The 20,103-nt window shown below is 71.3% G+C and carries 15 protein-coding genes; 9 read left to right on the top strand and 6 right to left on the bottom strand.

Going from position 1 to position 20,103, the window contains the following annotated elements; translation table 11 throughout:
- The first annotated feature begins 60 nt into the window (after window positions 1-60).
- The gene (locus J7E87_RS30725) at window positions 61-642 is read left to right on the top strand and encodes a winged helix-turn-helix domain-containing protein (RefSeq protein WP_215097879.1); all 582 of its coding nucleotides are present in this window, start codon (window positions 61-63) and stop codon (window positions 640-642) included.
- A 23-nt stretch (window positions 643-665) separates the two neighbouring features.
- On the opposite strand, the gene J7E87_RS30720 is transcribed toward J7E87_RS30725, so the two are convergent.
- Complete coding sequence (locus J7E87_RS30720) at window positions 666-2,060, bottom strand: PepSY domain-containing protein (protein ID WP_215097878.1); 1,395 nt, start codon at window positions 2,058-2,060, stop codon at window positions 666-668.
- Window positions 2,061-2,104: 44 nt separating this feature from the next.
- A complete protein-coding gene (locus tag J7E87_RS30715; RefSeq protein ID WP_251018243.1) occupies window positions 2,105-2,623 on the bottom strand; it encodes a hypothetical protein in 519 nt (172 codons plus the stop codon).
- Between the two features lie 192 nt (window positions 2,624-2,815).
- On the opposite strand from J7E87_RS30715, the gene J7E87_RS30710 reads away from it, so the two are divergent.
- Window positions 2,816-3,811, top strand: a complete 996-nt coding sequence (locus tag J7E87_RS30710; RefSeq protein ID WP_215097876.1) for an SDR family oxidoreductase — start codon at window positions 2,816-2,818, stop codon at window positions 3,809-3,811.
- Window positions 3,812-4,076: 265 nt separating this feature from the next.
- On the opposite strand, the gene J7E87_RS30705 is transcribed toward J7E87_RS30710, so the two are convergent.
- The gene (locus J7E87_RS30705; protein WP_215097875.1) at window positions 4,077-5,417 is read right to left on the bottom strand and encodes a diacylglycerol kinase family protein; all 1,341 of its coding nucleotides are present in this window, start codon (window positions 5,415-5,417) and stop codon (window positions 4,077-4,079) included.
- Window positions 5,418-5,773: 356 nt separating this feature from the next.
- The gene (locus tag J7E87_RS30700) at window positions 5,774-7,912 is read right to left on the bottom strand and encodes an MMPL family transporter (protein WP_215097874.1); all 2,139 of its coding nucleotides are present in this window, start codon (window positions 7,910-7,912) and stop codon (window positions 5,774-5,776) included.
- Window positions 7,913-8,129: 217 nt separating this feature from the next.
- Here J7E87_RS30700 and J7E87_RS30695 point away from each other — a divergent pair, with 217 nt between their 5' ends.
- Together J7E87_RS30695 and J7E87_RS30690 are read left to right on the top strand one after the other, a co-directional pair.
- Window positions 8,130-9,413, top strand: a complete 1,284-nt coding sequence (locus J7E87_RS30695; protein WP_215097873.1) for a sensor domain-containing protein — start codon at window positions 8,130-8,132, stop codon at window positions 9,411-9,413.
- The gene (locus J7E87_RS30690; RefSeq protein WP_215097872.1) at window positions 9,398-10,048 is read left to right on the top strand and encodes a response regulator transcription factor; all 651 of its coding nucleotides are present in this window, start codon (window positions 9,398-9,400) and stop codon (window positions 10,046-10,048) included. Before J7E87_RS30695 ends, J7E87_RS30690 begins: the two co-directional genes overlap by 16 nt.
- A gap of 23 nt (window positions 10,049-10,071) precedes the next feature.
- Here J7E87_RS30690 and J7E87_RS30685 read toward each other — a convergent pair whose 3' ends face one another.
- Window positions 10,072-10,605 carry a GNAT family N-acetyltransferase gene (locus tag J7E87_RS30685; protein WP_215097871.1) on the bottom strand — a complete coding sequence of 178 codons (534 nt, stop codon included), beginning with the start codon at window positions 10,603-10,605 and terminating at the stop codon, window positions 10,072-10,074.
- 214 nt (window positions 10,606-10,819) lie between these two features.
- Between J7E87_RS30685 and J7E87_RS30680 the strand changes: the two genes are divergently transcribed.
- On the top strand, window positions 10,820-12,391 hold the full coding sequence (locus J7E87_RS30680; protein WP_215097870.1) for a DUF1996 domain-containing protein: 1,572 nt from the start codon (window positions 10,820-10,822) through the stop codon (window positions 12,389-12,391).
- 95 nt (window positions 12,392-12,486) lie between these two features.
- Here the strand turns inward: J7E87_RS30680 and J7E87_RS30675 are convergent, their stop codons facing one another.
- Window positions 12,487-12,984 (bottom strand): hypothetical protein, encoded by a 498-nt coding sequence (locus J7E87_RS30675; protein WP_215097869.1) that lies wholly within the window; start codon window positions 12,982-12,984, stop codon window positions 12,487-12,489.
- Between the two features lie 102 nt (window positions 12,985-13,086).
- Here J7E87_RS30675 and J7E87_RS30670 point away from each other — a divergent pair, with 102 nt between their 5' ends.
- The 4 genes from J7E87_RS30670 (at window position 13,087) to J7E87_RS30655 (ending at window position 19,948) form a co-directional block, all read left to right on the top strand.
- Window positions 13,087-16,209 (top strand): alpha-N-acetylglucosaminidase, encoded by a 3,123-nt coding sequence (locus J7E87_RS30670; protein ID WP_215097868.1) that lies wholly within the window; start codon window positions 13,087-13,089, stop codon window positions 16,207-16,209.
- A 69-nt stretch (window positions 16,210-16,278) separates the two neighbouring features.
- Window positions 16,279-17,073 (top strand): tyrosine-protein phosphatase, encoded by a 795-nt coding sequence (locus J7E87_RS30665; protein WP_215097867.1) that lies wholly within the window; start codon window positions 16,279-16,281, stop codon window positions 17,071-17,073.
- 83 nt (window positions 17,074-17,156) lie between these two features.
- Window positions 17,157-19,118 carry a hypothetical protein gene (locus J7E87_RS30660; RefSeq protein ID WP_215097866.1) on the top strand — a complete coding sequence of 654 codons (1,962 nt, stop codon included), beginning with the start codon at window positions 17,157-17,159 and terminating at the stop codon, window positions 19,116-19,118.
- A gap of 107 nt (window positions 19,119-19,225) precedes the next feature.
- A complete protein-coding gene (locus J7E87_RS30655) occupies window positions 19,226-19,948 on the top strand; it encodes a TetR/AcrR family transcriptional regulator (RefSeq protein ID WP_215097865.1) in 723 nt (240 codons plus the stop codon).
- Window positions 19,949-20,103 lie beyond the last annotated feature (155 nt).

The following is a 20,103-nucleotide window of genomic DNA, read 5'->3' as shown; positions in this document are numbered from 1 at the left end:
CACGACGTACGTCGGTCCTACCGACTCGACGACTCCTCCGCGCGAAAGAGCTGAGCCCTCATGGCGAACTCCCGTACCTTCTCCGCCGTATCCGCTGCGACCACCGCCAACCCCAAACCCGTGAATCCGGGCCGCCACCGGCTGCGTGCCGTCGACCGCGACGAAGTCGTCGCGCCGGGCAGCCTCGTCGATGTGGCGGACTTCCTGCCGCCGGGGGCCACCTGGCTGCCCGCGCCCCAGCACACCCTGCCCACCCTGCCGGGGCAGCCGCCGATGGTCGGCTACCTCGTCCTCGTACCCGCCGATCAGCAGCGGCCCCCGCTGGTGCCGTCGGCAGCTCCCGCCGACGGAGCGCAGGGTGCGGGTCCGGTGACGATCGACAGCGTCCGGCGCACCGCCCACGTGGACGGGCGGACGCTGGACCTGACGTATCTCGAGTTCGAGCTGCTGGCGCACCTGGTGGCGCACCCCCAACGGGTGCACACCCGCGACCAGTTGGTGACCACCGTGTGGGGCTACGGGCATGTGGGCGACGGCCGGACGGTCGACGTCCATGTGGCCCGGCTGCGCCGCAAGCTTGGCGCCGAGCACCGCCGCACGATCCAGACCGTGCGGCGGGTCGGCTACAAGTACGCTCCGTGAGCTGAGCGTGGGCCCGGTTTCCGCTACGCGCGGGCCCGGGCCCTCGTCACGCCCGCGAACGCGAGGTCGGCCACCAGGAAGACCAGCAGGCTGATGCCCAGCATCGGGACGAACCAGCCGATCGCCGCGGTCACGGCGGCGAGCGGCAGGAGCATGGTGATCGGCACCTTGCGCCACGCGCCGCGCGGGATGGCGCGGCCCGCGCTCAGCTTCCGGTCCTTCGTGGGCCTGCGCAACCACCACATCCGGTAGCCCCACAGGATCAGCAGGATCAGGGCCAGTGCGAGCGCGGCCAGGGCCAGCTGGTTGGCCAGGCCGAGGAAGACGCCGGTGTGGGCGTCGATGCCGAAGCGGGTCAGCTTGGCGAGCAGCGGGTAGTCGGCGAACCGTAGTTCGTCGATGACCTTGCCGTCCTTCGGGTCGACCGCCACCGAGTCCAGATGGACCGGGAACTTGGTGTCGGTCTCCTTGACGATGTAGCCGCTGCCCTCGGCCGGCAGGACGACCGACAGCTTTCCGTCGATGCCGGCGGCGCGGGCCGCTGCGAGGGCCTTGTCCACGCCGACGTCGGCGCCCTGGTGGGCTCCTGTTTGTCCGCTGCCGTGGCCATCGTGGGCGCCGCCTTCGAGGGTCGCGGAGACGGTGGGTGTGGCCCCGCCGAGCTGGTCCTGGACCGCGCCGATGTTCTCGCCCGCGTACCGCGACCAGGTCAGTCCGGTGGCGGAGAGCAGAACGAGTCCGGTCACCGCCCACAGGCCGACCGAGCCGTGCCAGGAGAGCGTCCTGCGGCGGCCCTTGACGCCGCGTTCGGGGACGAACAGGGCGCGCTTCGCGGTACGCCGGCGGCCGAGCCAGAGCAGCAGGCCGCCGAGTGCGACGACCCAGAGCCAACTGGCGGCCATTTCGCTGTAGTTGCGGCCGAGGTCGCCCAGGTGCAGATCGCGGTGGAGCTCGTCGAGCCAGGTGCGCAGCGGGAGGGCGCCGGAGCTGCCGTAGGAGGTCAGTTCGCCGCGTACGTCGGCGGTGTACGGGTCGACGAAGACGGCGAGGGACCTGCCCTCCTCGACGTCGGGGGTGGTCATCAGTACACGGGTGGTCGCGCCGTCCTCGTACGAGGGCCAGACGGCGGTCACCGTGCCGTCGGGGCGGATTTTGCGGGCGGCGTCGACCTGGGCGGAGAGCGGGACGGCGCGGTCGCCGACGGGGACTGTCAGCTCATCGCTGTAGAGGATCTTCTCGGCCTGGAAGGAGAGAGAGTAGAGCAGGCCGCTGGTCGCGGCGACGAGCAGCAGGGGCGCGATGAGCAGCCCCGCGTAGAAGTGGACACGCAGGACGAGGGGCCGCAGTGCGCTCCAGATGGAGCCTCGTGGCGGCGCTGTCTCGGATTCGTCGGTCTGGGTGGGGACGTCAATGGCCATGGTGGTCCTTGGGAGTTGACGCTGACATGGGGACAGGCCCCAGGTCAGGCGGCTGCTCCGGGGGCCGTGGCGAGGGGTGCGGCGAACGCGGGCGGGCCGCGCCGGGTCAGCGCGTGCGTGAGGTGAACGCCATGCAGGCGCCGGGGCCGCGGGCTCTGCGGGACCGGACGTGGGGCTGCGGGCAGCCGTACGACGGTGAGCAGCAGGCGCAGCGGGGTGAAGGCGAGATGCCCGACGGCGTGGGCGAGCCGGAAGAAGGCCGCCTCGCCGCGGGCCAGCCACAGCGCGCAGACGGCGGCCGCGACGAAGTGGGCGGCGAGCATGCCGGCGTCCGCGTCCATGGTTTCCATGGCTGTGGTGACGGGCTCGGCGTGATGGTGGTGCCGGGACGGGGGTCCGCCGGCTCCGGAGAAGACCAGGTGCAGGGCGCCCTGTACGGCGAGGAGGCCGGTGCCGATGGCGGGGACGCCGCGGCGTCGCCCTCCGGCGAGCCAGCCGAGCGCCGAGGTCGCCGCGAAGGCCGTAAGCAGCGCGGGGATGGGGATGTCATGGGCAGACGTCAACGAATGCCCCATGGCGGCCAACGCGATGCACACCGCCGCGAAAAGCGCGGCCCGAAAGGCGCGTATCGGCGACCGGGCATCTGTCATGGTCCGCACATGTTGCCATCTCGCGCGGTGGTTGCGGGAGTAGGCCCCTTCAGCGGGCAGCGGAATCGCGTGCCTGGCCCCTCCCCACCGGGCAGAGTCGCTGTCATGAGACTTCTGATTCTGGGGGGCACGGAGTTCGTCGGCCGTGCGGTTGTCGAGTCGGCACTGGGGCGAGGCTGGGAGGTCACGGTCTTCCACCGCGGACGGCACGAGGCGCCGGCCGGCGTCACCACGCTGCTCGGTGACCGGACCGCGCCCGACGGGCTTGCGGCGCTGGCCGACGGGGAGTGGGACGTCGTCGTCGACACCTGGTCGGCCGCGCCGTCCGTCGTACGGGACGCGGCGCGGCTGTTGGCGGGTCGGGTCGGCCGCTACGTCTATGTGTCGAGCTGTTCCGTGTACGCCTGGCCCCCGGCGCTCGGCCACGACGAGACCAGCCCGGTGGTGGAAGGCTCGCCCGACGCGGGCGAGGTGCCGTACCCGCAGGCCAAGCGGGGCGGCGAGTTGGCCGCGCTCGACGCGTTCGGCGACGAGCGCGCGCTGCTGGTGCGCGCGGGCCTGATCATCGGCCCCTGGGAGAACATCGGCCGCCTGCCGTGGTGGCTGCGGCGGATCGCCCGCGGCGGCGCTGTGCTCGCGCCGGGTCCGCGGGGCACGCCGCTGCAGTACATCGACGTACGCGACCTCGCCGAGTGGGTCGTACAGGCGGCGGAGCGGGGCCTGAGCGGCCCGTACAACGTGGTGAGTGAGCCGGGGCACACGACGATGGGCGACCTGCTGGAGGCGTGCGGGCGGGCCACGGGCTCGTCGGCGGAGCTCCGCTGGACGCCGCCGGAGACGATCCTGGCGGCGGGCATCGAGCCCTGGACGGACCTGCCGATCTGGATCCCGCGGGCGGAACAGCCGGAGCTCCACAGCGCGATCCACGGCGTGAACGTCGACAAGGCCCTTGCGGCGGGCCTGAGTTGCCGCCCGGTCGCATCGACGGTGACGGACACGTGGGGCTGGCTGGAGTCCATCGGGGGGATTCCGCCGCAGCGGGGGGACCGTCCGGTGGTGGGGCTGGCGGCGGAGTTGGAGGCGAAGGTTCTGGGCGGCTGAGCGGGGGGCCCGCGGCGGGGTTGTTCCCCTACCCGCCCTCCCCCTACGCGGCCTTGGGAGGTACCCCCATCTGTCCCTGGCCGACGTCCCGGGGTCGAACAGCCCGCCCAGCCCAAGCCCGACGCCGCTGCTCCTCCGCCCACCAACGAACTGTGACCGCCCTCCGGGTGCGGGAAAATCCGGTGGTCCCCCGGACAACAGACCCGGGCGTACCCGTACGCGTACCGCACGCCGTACACCCGCCGGGCCGACACCTGCCGTTCGCTCAGGCGGCACCGCGTCCTGCCGCGGCCCGCCCCATCGTCAGCGCCAGACACCGCACCCGGCGCCAGTCCATCGGCGGGGCGGCGTGCGGCGCGCCGGGGCGGTGCCGGGGCACGCGCACGCGCAGAGCACCGGCCGCGAGGCGACAGTGCACCGGGGTGGCCAACATCAGGGCCTCGCCGTCGACACCGACCGGGATGAGGGGAGTGTCGGCGTCGACGACGACCTCTCGGGCGGTGGCCGCGGTCAGCCCGCGGCCCTGCCCGCCACGCAGCAGGAGCTCCGTCGCTTCGGCGGCGTTACCGACGCCGACACAAAGCACCCCCAGCTCGCCGGAGTCCAGTCGCTCTCGGCGCCCCAGTCCCGCCGAGTCGCCCCTCTCATAGGGGTTGTTGCTCACCAGTACGGCCTGGGGACCGTCCATGGTCGGCGAACCGGCACGGACACTCAGCCGCGCGCCGCTGTGGTGAGTCAGCAGATCCGGCAGCATCTCCAGGGTGGTGCGGGCCTTGTCGTCGCGATAGGCGGGACTCTGCACGACTTCCGCGTACACGCCGAACGAGGCGTTGTTGATGAAGACCCGCCCCGCACTTACGTCCACAGGCTCTCCCGCATGGAGGTAGCCGAGGTCGATGCGCAGTTCGACGCCGTCGGTCAGTGCCTCCAGACATCTGGAGGGATCCTGCCGGTCCAGGCCCAGATCCATGGCGAAGTGGTTGCGGGTGCCGGCACTGATCACCATGAAGGGAATGTCGTGCTCTGCAGCCACAGCGGCAACCGAGGCCTGCGTACCGTCACCACCCGCGACGCCGAGCAGGTCGGCTCCACCCTGGACGGCCCGCCGCGCCAGCTCGGCCACATCCTGCCGCTGGGCCGGATCCAGCACGACGACCTCGGCACCAAGGGCTCTGGCTCGCTCCGCCAGGTGGAACTTCTCGACCTTTCCGCCGCCCGAGAGCGGATTCATGATCAGGAACGGTCGCTCGGCCCGGCTGACGGAGCGCTCCGGCATGCTTGGCGGGGTGTCTTCGACAAGTGCGGCCCTGCCTGCGGAAACGGCCAGCGCCCAGAGGCCGAGCGAGACCAGTACGACCCACAGCAGCCCGGCAGCCGTGTACAGAAACAGGACACCGAGCGGCGCGGCGACCACCAGCAGCGCGGCCAGCACCCTGATCCAGCCGGTGTGGGTGAGCATCCACCACACGCCGGCCGCCGTGAGCGCCAGTCCTGCCCACCCCACCCCCATGAGCACGAGGCTTCCGAGCCCGGCGAAGACCACCAGCACCAGAAGCGCCGCTGCGCCCGCCGCCAGGGCCAGACGCGCGGTCCAGCGCCTGCTCATGGGGCAACCTCCCGCCGCTCCACCGGCTGCCGGACAGGAATCTCGAGCACTGCGTACCGGGCGAGCCGAACCCCTGTGGACATGAACCTTCGCGCCACTTCAGGGTACGAGCGGTGACCCTGCGCGGCATGTCCACCGTGGACGCCTGACCGGCCGCCTGGGATGCGATGTGGTCTGGCCGACCCCTGCCTCGTCGACGTAAGCACGCTGGGCGCGGTCGCCCCGGACGAGTCTGGGGGAGATCGAGGAGCGGGGTCCGGGGCGGAGCCCGGAGAACAAGCCTCGCCGGCGGGAGGCGCGGGGTCCCCCCACGCCCGCCAGGGCGTGGGGGGAGGGTCCGGCGCGGAGCCCCCGGGTCAGGGCCGCGCCCCCGTCGGCACCGCCTCGCGGCGCGGGCGCCGGGTGTCCAGCTCGTCCGGCCGCGGCCTGCGCGTACGCCAGTTGCGCTCGCCCAGCAGCGCCATCACCGACGGCAGCAGCACCATCCGTACGATCGTCGCGTCCAGCAGCACCGCCACCGCCAGGCCCACGCCCATCTGCTGCATGTCCTGCATGGACAGCGTGCCGAACACCGCGAACACCGCCACCATGATCGCCGCCGCGCCCGTCACCGCGCCCGCTGTGCGGCGGATGCCCTCGCTGATCGCGGCGCGCGTGTCCGCCCCCCGGTCGCGCGCCTCGCTGATCCGGGAGACCACGAAGACGTGGTAGTCCATCGACAGCCCGAACAGCACCACCAGGACGAACAGCGGCATCCAGCCCTCGATCGCCCCGACCGCCTCCGTGCCGAGCGCCGACGCCCCCCAGCCGTGCTGGAAGACCGCCACCATCACGCCGTAGGCCGCCGCCACCGACAGCAGGTTGAGCAGGATCGACGTCACGGCGATGACGTACGACCGGAAGCAGAACAGCATCAGCAGGAAGGTCACGGCCGTGATGAAAGCGAAGACCGGCACGATGCCCCGCTTCAGCTGGTCGTTGAAGTCGACCGACCCCGCCAGCTCACCGCCCACGAAGACCTGCGCCCCGGTCCCGTCGAACGCCGCCGGCACTGTCTTCTCGCGCAGGTGCGCAAGCGCGTTCTTGGAGCGGCTGTCGCTGCCGTTGCCCTCCAGCGCCACCTCGATCTCCGCGACGTTCTTCGTCTTGTGCACGGTCACATCGGACGGGTCGAACTTCGCGAGCGCCCCCCGCATCCGCTCCGAGTCGATGTCGTCCGCCTTGACGACCACCCGCGCCGGCTCGGGACCGCCCGGGAAGGCCTCGGTGATCTTCTTGTACGCCACCGAAAGCGACGCGTCCGAGCCGAACTGCTTCTCCATCCCCAGCTGTTCGGTCTTCATGCCCACCGCCGGCGCCGCCAGCGCCAGCAGCACCGCGACCGCGCCGAACGCGAACAGCTTCGGCTTCGCCAGTACGGGCCTGAGCACCGCCCCCGCCACCGCGCCACTCTCGTGCGCGCCCTTCTTTCCGCGCCGGTTCAGGAAGGGGATGCGCCCCGCGTCGATGCGGTCCCCCAGCCACGCCAGCAGCGCGGGCAGCACGGTCACCGAGCCGAGCATCGCGATGAAGACGACGAGGATCGTGGCGAGCGCGAAGCCCTTGAAGAGCATCAGCCCGGACAGGAACATCCCGGCCATCGCGAGCATCACCGTCACGCCGGAGACGAGTACGGCCCGCCCGCTGGTCGCGGCCGCGATCCGCAGCGCGGTCTCGGCGTCGTGGCCCGCGGCCCGCTCGTCGCGCTCGCGTCGCAGGTAGAAGAGGCAGTAGTCGACGCCGACGGCAAGACCCATCAGGAACATCACGGAGTACGTGGACTGGAACAGGTGCAGCTGGTGGCTGGCGAGCGACAGCAGACCGAAGGCGGCCACGCACGCGGTCAGCGCGAGACCGACCGGCAGCAGCGCCGCGACGACCGCCCCGAAGGCGACCAGCAGGATCCCGAGCGCCAGCGGTACCGCGGTGAACTCGGCCTGCTTGAAGTCCTCGGAGAGCAGATCGCCGAGCCACTTCTCCGCACTGGCCTGCCCGAACTGGTGCACTTCGACGCCCGGTTGGGCCTTGTCCGTGTCCCGTACGGCATCGAGCACGGGCTGCACCCGGTCCGCCGCAGTCTTCGAATCACCCTTGATCTGGAAACGGATCAGCGCTTCCCTGCCGTCCTTGGAGGCGAGGGGCGGCTCGATCTGCTGAGCCTCGCCGGTGTTCTCCACGGCCGCCGCAAGCTCGCGCGCCGCCTCCTTCCAGCCGTCGGATGTCTTGCTGCTGACCAGTACGAGCTCGCCAGCCGGGTGATCCAGGTCCGCCTCGTCGAGGATCTTCTGGGCTCGAGCGGAGTCGCCGGCGCCCTGCTCGGACTCGGACATCTCGACCATCCCCGATGCCCCGCCGACGGCCGTGGCGAGGACGACGAAGAGCAGCCAGCCGATGATCGCCGTTTTGCGGTGGTGTGCGCTCCACACACCAATGCGTGCCGCGAGGTTATGCCTCATGGCCTTTCGCCCCCAGAGGTAAGCGCCGAATAAGTCGAGTACGACGCTAGAAATCCGCGGGCTCGCGCCCCAGCCGTCAAAGCCCCCTCCCGTGGAGACGAAAGGCGAGCTCAGGGGGTGGTGCCAGCTACACCCCCACTCGGGGGCCGGGCCCAGTGCCACCGCGCACCGGTCCGGCCACACTTGCGTCTGAGACCGGGCAACGAGGGGAATCCCAATGAACGCGACGAAGGTGAACGCGACGAAGGCACGTGACGCGGTGGTGGCCGGCGCACAAGGACTGGCGCTGGCTCTGATGGCGCTGATCGGGTCGATCACGCTCTTCGTCCTGGCGGTGGTCTCCATCTCCCTGATCCCCATAGGCGTGGGCGTGTTCACCACTCCCGCCGTACTGTCCCTGGTGCGGGTCCACGTCAACCAGCGGCGGCTGCTGGCGGCCCAGTGGTCGTCGGTGCGGATCCCGGCCCCGTACCGCCCCTTCCCCAGGGACATGCGGACCGGCATGACCGGCCGGGTCGAGCGCTGCACGCTGATGCTGAAGGACCCGGCGACCTGGCGGGACCTGCGGTGGCTGCTGGTGGACATGACGGCGGGGGCGGTCCTCGCGATACTCGCGCCCTCGCTGGTTCTGGACGGCATCTTCGGGCTGGTGCTGCTGACCGGCCTGTGGCAGCCGATCGTCGACGCGCAGGGCACCTACTGGTACGCGTTCGTGCCGGTCGGCAGCTGGGCCACGGCCGGTGCGGCCGCGCTGCTGGGCGTGGTCTGGCTGGCCGTCGCGATGAACGTCAATCACATCCTGGTCCGCACCCACTTCAAGCTCGCCGGCGCGCTGCTCCACCCGACCCGCGAGGTCGAGCTGGAACAGCGCATCGACCGGCTCACCGAGACCCGGCACGACGCGCTGGACACCTCCGCGGCGGAACTGCGCCGTATCGAGCGGGATCTGCACGACGGGGCGCAGGCCCGGCTGGTCGCCATGGGCATGAACCTCGGCACCATCGAGGCCCTCATCGAGAAGGACCCGGCGCAGGCCAAGGAGCTCGTCCTGAAGGCCCGCGCGTCCTCCGCCGAGGCGCTGACCGAACTGCGCGACCTGGTCCGCGGCATCCACCCGCCGGTCCTGGCGGAGCGCGGCCTCGGCGACGCGGTCAAGGCGCTGGCGCTGCGGCTGCCGGTGAAGACCGAGGTGGACGTGGAGCTGCCGGGCCGCGCCGACGCTCCGGTCGAGTCGGCCGCGTACTTCGCGGTGAGCGAGGCCCTGACCAATGCGGTCAAGTACTCGGGCGCCGAACGGATCTGGGTCGACATGTCGTACTCGGACGGCTCGCTGCGTATCGCGGTCACGGACAACGGAGGGGGCGGCGCGGCCATCGCCGCCGGTTCGGGCCTGAGGGGCCTCGAGCGCCGGCTCGGTACATTCGACGGCGTACTCGCCGTCAGCAGTCCCGCGGGCGGCCCCACCATGGTCACCATGGAGATCCCTTGCGAGTTGTACTAGCCGAAGACCTGTTCCTGCTGCGCGACGGACTGGTCCGCATGCTTGAGGCGTACGACTTCGAGATCCTGGCTGCCGTGGAGAGCGGGCCCGAACTCACCAAGGCATTCGCGGAGCTGGAGCCGGACGTCGCCGTCGTCGACGTCCGGCTTCCGCCGTCGCACACGGACGAGGGCCTGCAGTGCGCACTGGCGGCGCGGCGGGCGAGGCCCGGGCTGCCGGTGCTCGTTCTCTCCCAGCATGTGGAGCAGTTGTACGCGCGCGAGCTGCTGGCCGACGGCAGTGGCGGGGTGGGCTATCTCCTCAAGGACCGGGTCCTCGACGCGGAGCAGTTCATCGACGCGGTACGGCGGGTGGCCGCGGGCGGTACGGCGATGGATCCACAGGTGATCTCCCAGCTGCTGTCGCGACGGGCCGCCCAGGACAAGCCAATGGGCAGGCTGACGCCGCGAGAGCTGGAGGTCATGGAACTGATGGCGCAGGGCCGCTCCAATGCGGCGATCGCCACGCAGCTCGTGGTCACGGAGCGGGCCGTGGCCAAGCACACCTCGAACATCTTCGGGAAGCTGGGGCTGCCGGTTTCGGACGACGACAACCGGCGGGTGCTGGCGGTGCTGGCGTATCTGGACCGTGGCTAGAGCGGTGGACGCCCACGGGGGCGTCAGGCCTCGTACTCCGTGAGGTCGATCGCGTAGATGTGCAGCCGGAAGCCGTACTCCGGGTGCGTCGTCTCGTGATCCAGCTCCATGCCGAGCTTGCGCACCACGTTCTCGGACGCGTCGTTGCCCAGCCGCGCGATGCTGATCACCCGGTCAAGGCCGCGGTCCTGGAGCGCGAACTCCAGTGAGGCGTGGGCGGCTTCGGAGGCGTACCCCTGACCCCAGAACGGCCGGCCGAGCCGCCAGCTGATCTCCACGGCGGGCAGCACGTCCGGCAGAAAGTGCGGCACGGACAGGCCCACGCAGCCGACCAGTTCGCCGGAGGCGAGCAGCTCGACGGCGAAGAGGCCGAAACCCTCCTCGTCCCACTCCTCCTCCCAGCGCTCGATGTCCTGCGCCGTCTGCTCCAGGTCGCGGACCGAGCCGTCACCGATCCATTGCATGACCTCAGGGTCGGCGTTGATCTCGGCCATCGGGACGAGGTCGTCGTCGCGCCAGCGGCGCAGGAGGAGTCGGGGGGTCTGGATCTCGGTCATGGCGCCCATCCTGCCACCCCCGGAGGCCGTCCGACTTCAGTGCAATGCGCCGGATTTACTCATGGAGATTTCTACGAATTCCAATGGCGGCTGAACACCCCATGAGTCCCAACCGTATTGAACGTCGCGCTTCTCCCTCTGCCGGGGAACGTCGCGCTTCTCCCTCTGCCGGGACCCCCTTAACCCACTCCCGGCAACGAAGCAGAGGAGTTCCATGGGACGCAACAGAAAACGCTCGACTCTGGCGAACCGGGCGATAGTCGCCTCGGCCGCATTGATCCTGGGCGGGGGTGGACTGGTCGCGGTCAATACCTATGCCTCCGCAGGCGAAGGCTGGTCCTGGTCCGGCCAGCAAGACGAGCAGACGCAGAATCAGACAAAGGGCGCGGGCCAGACGGTGTCCACCATCGACTGCCCCGAGGTCGCGAACGATTTGCCCGACGTGCCCGAACAGGCACGTCCGGAAGTCGACCGGGAACTGGCAACGATGGACAGCCAGATCACCGACGCGTACCAGAAGTTCGCGGAACAGAAGGAGCAGATCGAACAGGATCCCCAGCTGGCCCAGAACGCCATTCTGAATCCGCTGAAGGACAAGCGGCTGGCGAGCATCGACCGTATTTCCGTCGCCATCAACCGGGCCGGCCAGCAGCCGCAGGGGCTTGATTCCCTCGCACCCTGCGCCCTGCGCCCCGACGACAACGTCAATGCCGGCGAAGGTGACAACGGCGGCGACGCACAGGACGGCGGACAGGACGGCGCGCAGGACGGCGGACAGGACGGCGCGCAGGACGGCGGACAGGACGGCGGTCAGAATGACGGCCAGGACAATGGTCAGGACGGCGGCCAGGATGGCGGCCAGGACGACGGTCAAGGCAATGACCAGGGCGGCCAGGCCGGAAACGGCCCCGAAGCCGGCGACTTCGTCGACATCCAGTCCGTCGAGCCGAACGTCCAGCAGCCCCAACAGCGGCGCGGCGGGTCCAAAGGCACCTTCACCACGGACTGCGGGAAGAACGAGAACGGAAAGTTCAACCCGGACAATGTCATCGTCGCCCCAGGTGTGAGCAACGGCGCGCACCATATGCACGATTACGTCGGCAACCAGGCCAATGACGCATTCGCCAGCGACGACGATCTCGCAGGCGGTGACACCACCTGCCGGAACCAGGGCGACAAGTCCACGTACTACTGGCCTGTCCTGCGACTGCAGAACGGACAGGACGAGAACGACGCCGCCGCCGACGGCGGCGGCAATGACAAGAACGTCGGAGAGATCCAGACTCCGTCCCAGGTCACGCTGAATTTCGTCGGCAGCCCGGTCAGCAAGGTCACCGCAATGCCTCGCCTCCTGCGGATCATCACCGGTGACGCCAAGGCATTCACCAACGGTGACGCGAATGCGAATGCCTCCTGGAGCTGCACCGGTTTCGAGGACCGTCAGCTGAAGGACAAGTACCCGATCTGCCCCGAGGGCAGCCAGGTGGTACGGAGCTTCAAGTTCCAGAGCTGCTGGGACGGCCAGAACACCGACAGTGCGAATCACCGCACCCACGTGGCCTTCGCGGACGGCAACGGCAATTGCGGCGATGGATTCCAGGCGATCCCGCAGCTGGTCCAGCGGATCGTCTACGACGTCCCGCCGGGTCCCGGCTTCGCGGTCGACTCCTTCCCGGAGCAGCTGCACAAGCCGATCACCGACCACGGTGACTTCATCAACGTCTTCGACGAGAACCTCATGAACAAGGTGGTGAACTGCATCAACACCGGTCAGAAGTGCCAGTGACCCGCCGGCACTGATCCCCTGCACACGACCCGGATCGGCTCCCCTGAAGGGGGGCCGATCCGGCTGTCACGGCCCCCCACCCAGTACCTGCGCGGTCAGCTCCCGTGGTGACCCGAGTGGCCCCCCTCGCTCCCCCCACTGCCACCACTGCTCCCCGAGTGGTGCTGCGAGCCGGTCTCCACCGTCCCACCGAGCCGGCCGCGCAGCGCTGTGACCACCTTCGGCTCGCCGACCGCGACCCATTTACGGCCCACGAGATACGAGCCGCCGTAGTCATTGGCCTCGTTGATCCATTCGCGCTGACCCCGGTCGGTCGCGAAGGTGGCCAGCACCCACTTGCCGTCGCCCGTCGTGCAGTTGGCCTGCCGCAGCTCGGCCGCATCCGTCTGGATGTTCGGTTTGCACTCCGCCTTCTCGGCCAGCTGCTCCAGAGTGCCCGTCGCCGTCTTCGGGGGCGTCGGGCCCTTGTCGCCGTCGCCGCCACGCCCGTCGCCATCGCCCCCCGATCCGCAGGCCGCGGCAAGGGTCAGTGCCAGAACTGCCAGTGCTGCGCGGGCCGTCCGCCGCGCTCCGGTATTCGTACTCGTCCGCATCCGGCCATCGTGCCCTGCCGGCCGCCATTTGCGCGATAGAACTCCCGGTAACCTGCGCTCCGCACACACCGGTTGTCACCAGAGCAACACGGAGGAGCGCTGATGATCGAGCTGTCGAGACGTACGGTGCTGGGCACAGCGGGAGCGATCGGCGTGGGAGCGGCATTGGCCGGACACACCCCCGCGGCTGCCGCGCCCCGGGCGGCCAACGCCCCTGCCGCAGCACCCACGGCCCAATTCGCCACCACACCCGCCCACGCCGCACTCCAGCGGCTGCTGCCCCGGCACGCCGGCCAGTTCCGGCTCCGAGCGCTGGAGGGACCCGAGCGCTTCCGGGTCACCGGCTCGAGAGGCCGTATCGAGGTTGCCGGCACCAGCCCCGCCGTACTCCTCACCGGCGTGCACTGGTACCTCAAGTACGTCTGCCGCGCGCACATCTCATGGTCGGGGAGCCAGCTGGATCTGCCCGCGCTGCTGCCGGCGCCCCGAACGGCGCTCGAGCGGTCGGCGACTGTCCCGCACCGGTTCGCCTACAACGACACGCATGACGGCTACACCGCCCCGTACGCCGACTGGGCCCGCTGGGAGCGGCTGATCGACGTCCTCGCCCTGCACGGCTGCAACGAGGTGCTGGTGACACCCGGCCAGGAGGCCGTCTACCACCGGCTGCTCATGGACTTCGGCTACTCCGACACAGAGTCCCGCACCTGGCTGCCCGCTCCCTCTCACCAGCCGTGGTGGCTGCTGCAGAACATGAGCGAGTACGGCGGCCCCCTCTCCCCCGGGCTCATCGGCAGACGTACCGACCTCGGCAGACGGATCTGCGACCGGATGCGCGAACTCGGCATGCACCCGGTCCTGCCCGGCTACTTCGGCACGGTCCCGGACGGCTTTGTCGCCCGCAACCCCGGCGACGCCCGCGTCATCCCGCAGGGCAGCTGGAACGGGCTGCGCCGCCCCGACTGGCTCGACCCGCGCACCCAGAGCTTCGCCGACGTCGCCGCCGCCTTCTACCGGCACCAGTCCGAACTGTTCGGCGAGGTCGGCCACTTCAAGATGGACCTGCTGCACGAGGGCGGCACCGCCGGGGATGTCCCGGTGGCGGACGCCGCACGCGCCGTGGAGACGTCCCTGCACACCGCCCGCCCCGGGGCCACCTGGGTCATCCTCGGCTGGCAGGCCAACCCTCGGCCCGCACTCCTCGATGCCATCGACACCGACCGGGTGCTGATCGTCGACGGGCTCTCCGACCTGGACACGGTCACCGACCGGGAGACGGCCTGGGGCGGCGCGCCGTACGCGTTCGGCACCATCCCGAACTTCGGCGGGCGCACCACCATCGGGGCGAACACCGACCGGTGGACCGCCAAGTTCACCGCCTGGCGCGACAAGCCGGGCAGCGCGCTGGCCGGCACCGCGTACATGCCGGAGGCCGCCGAGCGCGACCCCGCCGCCCTGGAGCTGTTCAGCGAACTCGCCTGGCGCGAGGAGCGGATCGACCGGGAGGCGTGGTTCGCCGAGTACGCCCAGATCCGCTACGGCGGCGAGGACAGCTCGGCGCGCACCGCCTTCGCCGCGCTCGCCGCCACCGCGTACAAGCTCACCAGCACCGACGGCCGCCCCTACGACTCGCTGTTCTGCCGCCGTCCCAGCATGACCGGGTCCATCGGCACCGCCTTCGACCCGGCGGCGTTCGACCGGGCTTTCGCGGCGCTGCTCGGCGTACGGCCGTCGCTGCGCGACAGTGACGCCTACCGCCACGATGTGACCGACCTGGCCCGTCAGGCACTCGCCAACCGCTCCCGCACGCTGCAGCTCCCACTGCGCGCCGCCTGTCTCAACAAGGACGTTGACACCTTCCGCGCCCTCACCGCGCTATGGCTGAAGCTGATGCGGCTGAGCGACACGATGGCCGGCTGCCACCGTTCCTTCCTTCTCGGCCCCTGGCTTCAGGACGCCAAACGGCTGGCCACCAGCGCGGACGAGGCGGTGGAGCTGGAGCGCACCGCCAGGGCTCTCATCACCACCTGGGCGGACCGGGCGGCGGCGGCCGAGCTCAGCAATTACGCCAACCGCGACTGGCACGGGCTGATCAACGACGTCCATGTGCCGCAGTGGGAGGCGTATCTGGACGAGCAGGCCGCCGCGATGGCCGAGGGCCGCGCGCCGAGGGCCTTCGACTGGTATCCGGCGGAGGAGGCCTGGACGAAGGACCGGCGCGCCTATCCGGTGCGGGCGACGGGTGACGCGTACCGCACGGCCCGGCGGGTGTACGACACCCTCGCCGCGGCTCCCTACCAGGGCTTCGTCGACGTCAGCGCCGATCCGCCCGCCTTCACGCCCGGCAGCACCGGCACCGTCACGGCCGCTTTCCGCAACCTCAGCGGGCTGCGCCCCACCGGCCGCGTCGACTTCGCGCTGACCGGCCTGGACGCAGAACCTCAGGGCGACCCCTTCCTGAGCAGCGTCCCGGCGGGCGCCACCGGCACCGTCTCCTGGCGGGTGACGGCCCCGGCCGAACCTCTCACCGAGCCGCTGCGCCCCATGCCGTACGAACTGCGCACGCAGTACGGCCCGCGCGGAGAGGACCCGGTGGCCGTCACCCAGAAGGGCGCGCTTTTCGTGGCATCGCCACTGGAGGCCGGGTGGCGCACCTTCACCAGCAACGCGGCCGTCTTCGGACAGCTCGGCGACCGCTTCGCGATCAACGGCGCGGGCAACGATCTGTGGCGGGGCACCACCCACTTCGGCACCGCCTACCGGGAGGCCGCGCTGACGGAGGGCGCGAGCGTCGTCCTGCGCGTGGACTCGCAGGAGAACACGAGCAGTTGGGCCCGGGCGGGCATCGTCGCACGCAACGGCCTGGCCACCCCCGGCGCCGCCGGCTTCCTGAATCTGGCCGCGACACCCGGCCAGGGCATCGTGCTGTCGTACGACACGAACGGCGACGGCACTCTGGACACGTTCAAGCGCATCACCGGCGTCAGGGCCCCGGTACTGCTGAGGCTCACCCGCAACGCGGGGACCTCCTTCACCGGAACCTGCTCGACCGACGGCGGCGCCACCTGGCGCACCATCGCCACGGTGTCCGTGCCGGGGGCCGCCGGCGCCCAGGACGTCGGGCTGTTCATGAGCGCCGCCGGCGGCGGCAGCGGGGCCCGGGGCACGGTGCGGTTCAGCGGGTGGTCGATCACGGAGCGGCCGTCGACTACCGTTCCCCAGTGAATCTACGGAAAAAGGGCTTTCCGGTAGATCCAGTAGATATCGATGTGCTGAGTCAGGGAGCCGCCCGCCATGACCGCGATCCCCGCGACCACCGTCGCCAACCTCCGCGCCCTCGGCGGCACTCCCCTGCGCTGCGGCCGTTCCGTCCGATCCGGTCAGCTCTTCCGCTCCGGGTCGCTCGACCGGCTCGACCCCGACGCCGATCCGGCCGTCGCCGCACTCGCGATCCGTACGGTAGTCGACTTCCGCACCGCGGCCGAGCGCATCGCCCGCCCGGACCGCGTCCCGCCGGGCGGGCGGCTGCTGCTCGCCGATGTGCTCGCCGACCGGGTGGCGGCCGACCGGATGCCGGTCGCCGCGCGGCTCAAGCAGGTGCTGGCCGATCCGGTGCTCGCCGAGCGGGAGTTGGGCGGCGGCCGGGCACAGGCGCTGTTCGCCGACACCTACCGGGGCTTTGTCACCACCAGCTCGGCGCGCGCCGCCTACGGCGCCTTCCTCAATGAGGTCGCCGACCCCGAGTCCGGCCCGCTGCTCTTCCACTGCACGGCGGGCAAGGACCGCACCGGCTGGGCCGCGACGATCGTCCTCACCCTGCTCGGCGCGGAGCCGGAGACCGTCGAGGAGGAGTATCTGGCCGTCAACCCGGCGGTACGGCAGGCCTTCGCCCCGCTCGTCGAGGGATACATCGCGCAGGGCGGCGACCCCGAGACCGCCCTCGCGGTCATCGGCGTGGCGCCGGAGTATCTGGCCGCGGCGCTGGACGAGGTCGACGCCCGCTACGGCACGATGGAGAAGTACGTGCATGAGGGGCTCGGCGTCCCCGCGGCGGCCATCGAGCGCATCCACGAGCGACTGGCCGGCTGAGCGCGGCCCGGTCGGCGCCACCGCCCGGCACTCCGATCGCGATGTGCCGGTGACCATAGGACCATTCGCTCGTTCTGCTGAACGTGCGCCCACAGGATGTAGTCACCACGCCCGCCCCACCGGCCCCTGCTCCCGCCCCCGGCCCTGTCTCCGTCGAACAGGCCGAGGCTGCCCTGGTCGAGCACTACACCCGGCTCGTGCGGATCGCCTATCTCGTACTGCCTCCCTCTCTCGGGCGCAACCGCCGTGTGCTGACCGCGCACGCCCTCGTGCAGCGCTCGCTCCCGCGCGGCCGCACCACACCCACGGGAGCCACGGACGCCGCGATCCCGCCCTCCCGCCGCGCGCTGGGCGACGCCGACCCCGGCTATGCGTATGTACGGGGGCGGGTGCTGCGCCAGGCCCTGGACGCCGGGCTTCCGCTGAAGCGGGCGGCCTGGCCGAAGCGCGCCCAGCTGCCGCCGCTGCTGCCGCACGTCTGGGGCCTGCGGGTCTTCCCGCGCTCCGGCGGGGCCGATGAACTCGCCCTGGACCAGCGGCTCTCCGCGCTGTCCGGGCCCGCCAGAGCGGCGTACGTTCTGCGCGGTCTGGAGGAGCTGCCCGACGCCGATGTACGTCACGCCCTCACCTCCGCCGGGGTGACGGACCCGCACGCGGCGCTCGCCGAGGCGGACGGGATGGACACGGCGGGGGATGCCGCGCTGCTCGACTCCCCGGAGTTCGACCCGTGTTCGCTGCAGGCGCGCCCCACCGATCTGATGCGCCGCCGCCAGCACGTCAAGGCGGCGCTGGTGGCGGCCGCGGCGCTCGCGGTGTGCGGCGCGCTGCTCGGGCTGCCGGGCGACGGGTGGGGCCCCGACGGTGCGGCCGCTCCGCCGTACGCACGCAATCCCGCCGCCGAATCCGCCCTGGATCCCGACCGGTTGACACGGGTCTCCCCCACGGCGTGGCAGCACTCCTCCCGTACGGACTTCTCCGTCTGGCCGGCCCGCGGCTCTCTCACCGATGACAACGCCCTGCTGCGCCGCGCACTCGCCGTCTGGGCCAGGCCCGGCAGCACGGTCCAGGTCTCCGCGACTCCCGGCACACCGCCCGGCCCGCCGATGGGTCCGCCGCAGCTGCTGTACGCGGGCGAGGTCGACCAGGCGCATGTGGTGCTCCTGCACGACGGGCTGCGGGTGGTCCGGTACGCCGAGCCCAAGGACGGCACCGGCGGCGTGGCGCTCGACTTCGCGCGTACGGACGGGGCGGACGCCGCATCGGCGGGCGCACTGGTGGCAGGCCGCACCGACGGCAATGTCCGCTATCTGACCGCGCCCTGGGTGCGGAAGACATCCGTACTCGACCTGCTCGACCCGGCGTCGGAGCCGCAACCGCTGTCGCGCGGCGAGGACGGGCTCACGGACCCACTGGCGAGCCCGGCGCAGGCGCGCGACTGCAAGGCGTGGGACGTGCTCGAGCTGCGCGACGAAACCGCCGACCGGCTGCTGACCGACCTCGGTGAACTGACCCCGGCCCGGCTCACCTCGGGCCCGCCGTCCGCCCCGCGGGACGTCACCGGCAAGGCGGAGCGCGCGTTCTGGGCCCGCACGGCCTGTCTGCTGCCCGGGGTGCGGACGCACGGTGTGCGCAGCGTCAACTCGTGGCAGTACGCGAAGCAGCCGCTGCCCGATTCGAACGGCACGGCGAACTGGCTGTGCACCCGAGCGGAGACCTGGCGGGGCACCGGGAGCCGGGTGATGGCCCAGTTCCAGGCCCCGGGCACGCAGGCCGGCGCCCCCGCCGCGATCGCGGCGCGGGCCGAGGACTCGTCTGCCTGCGGGGTACGGGATCCGAAGGTGCTGGCGGGCGTGCTCTGGAAGTCGCGGGCGGGGCGGTGGTACGTACTCGCGGCGGGCAGCGGGCAGTTCACGTCGCTCGCGACATCGGGCGGGGTCGACGGCAGCGCCCAGGGCACGCTGCTGGCGGTGCCCGCGCGGGCGGGCGCGCGGGCGGAGTTGAACGGCCGTCTGGCGGACGGCAGTCGGGTGGGCGCGCTGCACTGAACCGCTCTCGCGGCCCCTCCCGGGGCCGCCGCACGGGCCCCACGGTCGCGCTGCCTGGGCGGGCGGCCGGTCCTGGACCTGTGTACGACGCCCGTTAGGGTGTTCGTATGACGACCGGGGTACGCCGCAGGATGGGCGTCGAGCAGCGCAGGCAGCAGCTGATCGGTGTGGCGCTGGAGCTGTTCAGCCACCGCTCCCCCGACGAGGTGTCGATCGACGAGATAGCAGCGGCCGCGGGCATCTCGCGGCCGCTCGTCTACCACTACTTTCCCGGGAAGCAGAGCCTGTACGAGGCAGCGCTGCGGCGGGCCGCCGACGAGCTGGCCGGGCGGTTCCTGGAGCCGCCGGAGGGTCCGCTCGGGGCGCGGCTGCTGCGGGTCATGGGCCGGTTCTTCGACTTCGTGGACGACCACGGGCCCGGTTTCTCGGCGCTGATGCGGGGCGGTCCCGCCGTTGGTTCGTCGAGGGCGAACGCGTTGATCGACGAGGTCAGGCAGGCCGCCTACGAGCAGATCCTGGCCCATCTGCGGATCGAGACGCCGTCGGCGCGGCTGCAGTTGGTCGTACGGTCCTGGGTGTCGCTCGCCGAGTCGACCGCGCTGATCTGGCTGGACGGGCGGCGGATTCCGCGCGGCGAGCTGGAGTTGCAGCTGGTCCATGACTTCGCGGCGCTGTGCGCGGTGAGTGCGGCGTACGACGAGGAGATGGCGGGCGTCCTGCTGCGCATTCTGGCGGACGAGCCGGCCGAGGGGCCGTTCGGCGATCTGGTCGGCCGGCTGATGTCGCTGGCGCCCGCGGTGGCCGCGGTGCCCGCTCAGCGCCTGCGGTAGGACGGCTCCAGGTCGCGGACCTCGGCGGAGCGACGGGCTCGACGCCGTGTCGCCCGGTCTCGACGGGCTCGACGGGCTCGACGGGCTCGACGGGCTCGACGATCAGCGGGCTGCAGGTCGAGCGCGAAGCTCCTGCGGGCGATGCACCGCCGCAG

This window comes from Streptomyces sp. ISL-1 (assembly GCF_018614585.1).
GTDB lineage: Bacteria > Actinomycetota > Actinomycetes > Streptomycetales > Streptomycetaceae > Streptomyces > Streptomyces maoxianensis.
This window is presented reverse-complemented; position numbering and strand designations above follow the sequence as displayed.

Excerpts from the sequence above, each read along its gene's own strand:
- J7E87_RS30695 (WP_215097873.1), top strand. The coding sequence starts at position 8,130 with ATGAACGCGACGAAGGTGAACGCGACGAAGGCACGTGACGCGGTGGTG.
- J7E87_RS30720 (WP_215097878.1), bottom strand. The coding sequence starts at position 2,060 with ATGGCCATTGACGTCCCCACCCAGACCGACGAATCCGAGACAGCGCCG.
- J7E87_RS30670 (WP_215097868.1), top strand. The coding sequence starts at position 13,087 with ATGATCGAGCTGTCGAGACGTACGGTGCTGGGCACAGCGGGAGCGATC.
- J7E87_RS30710 (WP_215097876.1), top strand. The coding sequence starts at position 2,816 with ATGAGACTTCTGATTCTGGGGGGCACGGAGTTCGTCGGCCGTGCGGTT.
- J7E87_RS30655 (WP_215097865.1), top strand. The coding sequence starts at position 19,226 with ATGACGACCGGGGTACGCCGCAGGATGGGCGTCGAGCAGCGCAGGCAG.
- J7E87_RS30680 (WP_215097870.1), top strand. The coding sequence starts at position 10,820 with ATGGGACGCAACAGAAAACGCTCGACTCTGGCGAACCGGGCGATAGTC.
- J7E87_RS30665 (WP_215097867.1), top strand. The coding sequence starts at position 16,279 with ATGACCGCGATCCCCGCGACCACCGTCGCCAACCTCCGCGCCCTCGGC.
- J7E87_RS30725 (WP_215097879.1), top strand. The coding sequence starts at position 61 with ATGGCGAACTCCCGTACCTTCTCCGCCGTATCCGCTGCGACCACCGCC.
- J7E87_RS30700 (WP_215097874.1), bottom strand. The coding sequence starts at position 7,912 with ATGAGGCATAACCTCGCGGCACGCATTGGTGTGTGGAGCGCACACCAC.
- J7E87_RS30685 (WP_215097871.1), bottom strand. The coding sequence starts at position 10,605 with ATGACCGAGATCCAGACCCCCCGACTCCTCCTGCGCCGCTGGCGCGAC.
- J7E87_RS30675 (WP_215097869.1), bottom strand. The coding sequence starts at position 12,984 with ATGCGGACGAGTACGAATACCGGAGCGCGGCGGACGGCCCGCGCAGCA.
- J7E87_RS30705 (WP_215097875.1), bottom strand. The coding sequence starts at position 5,417 with ATGAGCAGGCGCTGGACCGCGCGTCTGGCCCTGGCGGCGGGCGCAGCG.